Here is a 3,506-nt window from a genome sequence, read left to right as displayed (position 1 = left end):
GGTTTTAAAACAAGAATTTTAGCCAAAATAACAGCATTAACATTGGTTCAATATATCAATAAATTCATATTTGATAGACCAATAAACAATATTAAAAATCAAATAATTTAATTACACCCAACGGGTTTATTTTAATTAAACTCATCCGTTTGTGGATTCAAATACAATTTTAATTATACCTCCTACAGTTTTAGAATAGAACGCATTGAAATAGGAAATTCATATTCAATTATGTATGTTTGTGTAACGCAAAACAGTACGTTGATGTTTATTATTTGCGTTATTGATTAAAACGTACCTATTTGTTTTTTGATTAAACTGTGAATAATCTTGTGTTGTATGAAAAAAATTGTTTTCCAGATGTTGTTGCTTTTTGCATTCTTGCAGCCTTTTTTTATGCATTCGCAGGATTTATTGAAAAGCGCGGATTTAAGTTTGCTTAAGATAGACAATTTATCAGAGACCGACATTGAGAACATCCGAACGCAATTAAAAGCCAACAACTTGAGTTTGGAACAAGTAATGCCCATTGCTTTAAGCAAAGGAATGACGGCGGCAGAGTTTGTTAAATTGAGGTCGCGTTTGGGAACTTCTCTTCTTCCTGGAACTGCCAAACTTCAAGCGGACCCCATTAGAACTCAAGAAGCAGTTGAGAACAAAAAAGTCAAAAACCTTTCGAACGCGCTAGTTTTTGGTTCGGAATTGTTTGATAATCCTACCTTAAATTTTGAACCCAACCTAAAAATTGCCAGTCCGATGAACTACATTCTAGGACCGGGCGATGAATTGCAGGTTGGTGTTTTTGGCGTTCAAGAATACAACGCCACTATTGCCGTTAGTGTCGAAGGTAAAGTAAATATCCAAAATTTAGGTCAAATTGCTGTTTCTGGTTTGAGTTTTGAAGCCGCTACGCAAAAAATAAAAAGTGCCATTGCCAAAGTATATGCTACAGTGGCTTCGGGACAGTCCCAAGTGGGTATTACGCTAAGTCGTATTCGAACCATTAAAGTTACCTTGATTGGAAGTAAACAACCGGGTAATTACTCGATTTCATCATTGGCAACGGTATATAACGCACTTTTTTTGGGAGGTGGTCCTGGAGTTAATGAAACCTATCGAAATATCGAACTTTTGCGCAACAACAAAGTGGTGCAAAAAATTGATATTTATAATTTTTTGGTCAATGGAAGTCAACTCGATAACGTCGGGTTAAAAGACAATGACGTGATTCGAATTCCGGCCTATACGCGTCGTGTTGTTTTAGAAGGAGAAGTAAAACGTCCCGGTATCTTTGAAATGAAAGAAGGCGAAACATTTGAAAATTTATTAAAATTTGCTTCTGGATTTAATGATTTGGCTTACCAAGCTTCGGTTAGTGTGGTTCAAAAAACCGATAAAGAATTTAAGGTAAGTGACATCAAAGAATCGGAATTTAAAACCTATCAACCCGCATCAGGCGATGTGTTTAAAGTTTCCAAAATATTGAACCGTTTTGAAAACAGGATCAGTATTGAAGGTGCTGTTTTTCGTCCCGATAGGTATTCTTTTTTCGAAGGAATGCGAATAGCCGATTTGGTTGCCAAAGCGGATGGATTGAAAGAAGATGCTTATACAAACCGAGCGATTGTAATCCGGCAGAAACCCGATTTGACTTCGGAAATGGTACATGTCAATCTTTCTCTAGCACTTTCAGGAAATTCCGAAGCCAATATCGTTTTGAGAAAAGAGGATCGGGTTACGGTTTTTTCTATTTTAGACTTTAAAGAAAACTACAGCATAACGATTGACGGCGAAATACATAAACCAGGCGTTTATCCCTTTTATGAAAACCTTTCTTTAAACGATTTGTTGATTCAATCGGGTGGTTTGACGGGTTCTGCATCAAAGCGTGTAGAAGTCGCGCGAATGATACAATCGGAAGAAATAGACGATACCAATCCCAAAAGGGTGGAATTGATTAATTTAGATATTTCGGCAGATAACAATGAGCAAGCCATCAATTTTAATTTGCAACCCTTTGATGTCATCAGCATCCGACGAAAAGCGGTTTACGAAAAACCCGAATTGGTAACTGTTAATGGCGCTGTTAATTACGCAGGTAAATATGTTTTAGCCAACAAAAAAGATAAAATTTATGATGTCATTCAGCGGGCGGGCGGGCTCACTTCGTTGGCCAATATGGACGGTGTAAAAATCCGAAGACCTATTGATACCAAGCAAATTGACAATATTAAAAATATCAATTTTAATTTGAACAACCGAGACAGTATTCAAAATGAGTTGGTCAATAAATTGGCTGTCGAACTCAAGTATGCCACAATCCCTGTCGATTGGAAGGCCATCTAAAAAGATCAAAACAGCAACACCAACGTCACTTTATTTCCCGGTGATGTCATTGAGGTAAGTTCGTTTCGAGAAGGAGTGAAAGTAGCTGGAAATGTACTTTTAACATCCGAAATTCCGTTTGAAAAAGGCCGAAGTTTGAAATATTACATCAATGCAGCCGGTGGAGTGGACAATAAAGGGTGGTTAAAGAAAGCCTACATTATTTATCCCAATGGCGAAGCGGCTGTCTCAAAATCTTTTCTGTTTTTTAGATCAAGACCGACGGTGAAACCCGATTCGCAGATAATTGTTCCTCAAAAACCAGAAACTAAAAAAGGAAACACGCTCGAACTTGTAAGTATTGCAAGTATTGTAACAAGCATTGCTTTGCTGATTATTACCGCTTTTAAATAACCGATCACTCACCTCAAATATGCAATCAAATTCAAGCGCAAAAGACGAATTGTCCATCAAGGAACTGGTATTGCATTCCCGTGGACTTTGGAATTATATCGTACAAAAACGCAAGACAATAGCAATGGCACTGCTTCTTGGTGCAGTTTTGGGTTTGGCCTATTCGTTTTTGAAAAAACCAACGTACCGTGCCACTTTATCCTTTGCATTAGAAGACAAAAGTTCGGGTGGAATTGGGGGAGCGATTAGTATCGACAGCCCTTTCGGAATTGATTTGGGTGGCGGAAGCACCGGCGGAGCCTTTTCAAGCTCTAATTTGCCCGAGCTTTTTTTGTCTCGAAATATGGTGGAACGCACTTTGTTAACTCCAGTAGTCGTTGCCAAAAAGGAAATTTCGTTGGCTGAAATGTATATTCAAAATGAAGGCTGGCGTAAAAAATGGGAAAACAAACCGGAATTGAAATCCATTGCGTTTCTGCCCGATAGTGCCCGAGCGGGATTTACAAGAGTTCACGACAGTATTTTGGGGCTTATTTATGAGAATCTTTCCGAAAATGACTTGACCGTATTGCAAAAAGACAAAAAGATTGCCATAATTTACATCAATCTAAAATCGTCTAACGAAGTATTTGCAAAACAATTTACCGAAGCCTTGGCTAAGCAAGTTTCGGGTTTTTACATTGATGCTGTGTTCAATTCATAAGTGCAACAAACTTATTATTTAGAGTTTCTATTGGACTAAGATAATTGAATTTTCTAATAGGTCT

General features: G+C 37.7%; 3 protein-coding genes and 1 pseudogene. All 4 read left to right on the top strand.

The window, feature by feature from the left end:
- Positions 1–111, top strand: a pseudogene (locus ACIQ2X_RS14710) (IS982 family transposase); the annotation flags it as partial.
- A 228-nt stretch (positions 112–339) separates the two neighbouring features.
- Complete coding sequence (locus tag ACIQ2X_RS14705) at positions 340–2,346, top strand: SLBB domain-containing protein (RefSeq protein WP_396179709.1); 2,007 nt, start codon at positions 340–342, stop codon at positions 2,344–2,346.
- A gap of 75 nt (positions 2,347–2,421) precedes the next feature.
- Positions 2,422–2,739: a hypothetical protein gene (locus ACIQ2X_RS14700; RefSeq protein WP_396179708.1), complete on the top strand. Its 318-nt coding sequence runs from the start codon at positions 2,422–2,424 to the stop codon at positions 2,737–2,739.
- A gap of 19 nt (positions 2,740–2,758) precedes the next feature.
- Positions 2,759–3,442 (top strand): Wzz/FepE/Etk N-terminal domain-containing protein, encoded by a 684-nt coding sequence (locus tag ACIQ2X_RS14695; RefSeq protein WP_396179706.1) that lies wholly within the window; start codon positions 2,759–2,761, stop codon positions 3,440–3,442.
- The last annotated feature ends 64 nt before the right edge of the window (positions 3,443–3,506 follow it).

This window comes from Flavobacterium sp. (genome assembly GCF_044368625.1).
Taxonomy (GTDB): Bacteria; Bacteroidota; Bacteroidia; order Flavobacteriales; family Flavobacteriaceae; genus Flavobacterium.
This window is presented reverse-complemented; position numbering and strand designations above follow the sequence as displayed.

Coding starts and splice junctions, on each gene's coding strand:
- ACIQ2X_RS14695 (WP_396179706.1), top strand. CDS start 2,759: ATGCAATCAAATTCAAGCGCAAAAGACGAATTGTCCATCAAGGAACTG.
- ACIQ2X_RS14705 (WP_396179709.1), top strand. CDS start 340: ATGAAAAAAATTGTTTTCCAGATGTTGTTGCTTTTTGCATTCTTGCAG.